1 protein-coding gene is annotated in these 267 nt (G+C 55.8%); it reads left to right on the top strand.

Annotated elements, in window-relative coordinates:
* Positions 1–267, top strand: a 267-nt coding sequence (locus QP990_RS12245; protein WP_284799438.1) for a hypothetical protein, incomplete at both ends; no start/stop codon positions are given.

The raw sequence follows: 267 nt of genomic DNA, 5'->3' as shown, positions 1-267 counted from the left end.
GGGGCACGCCACTTACTCTTGGACGCTGGAGTTATCGCTGGTGCCTTCCCGTGGATGAAGGTCCAAAAGTTGGAGCGACTCGCATTGGGGTTGATGATTTCTGCCTTCGTGACCATGTTTGTGGGTGTACCAATGCTGCTGGCCGCGCGAAAGTTGGCGCAGCCGTGGAGGATATTAGCCAAGGTGTCACTGTTGACAATTGCGGTCACGTTTGCAGCGGCGGCGTTGACGATTGTTCCTGGTGTGGCGGGCGCGATTATTTTGTTC

Origin of the sequence: Corynebacterium sp. MSK071, from assembly GCF_030232125.1 — a bacterium.
Lineage (GTDB): Bacteria > Actinomycetota > Actinomycetes > Mycobacteriales > Mycobacteriaceae > Corynebacterium > Corynebacterium kefirresidentii.
The sequence above is the reverse complement of the archived record's forward strand: the minus strand, read 5'-3'. Positions and strand labels throughout refer to the sequence as shown.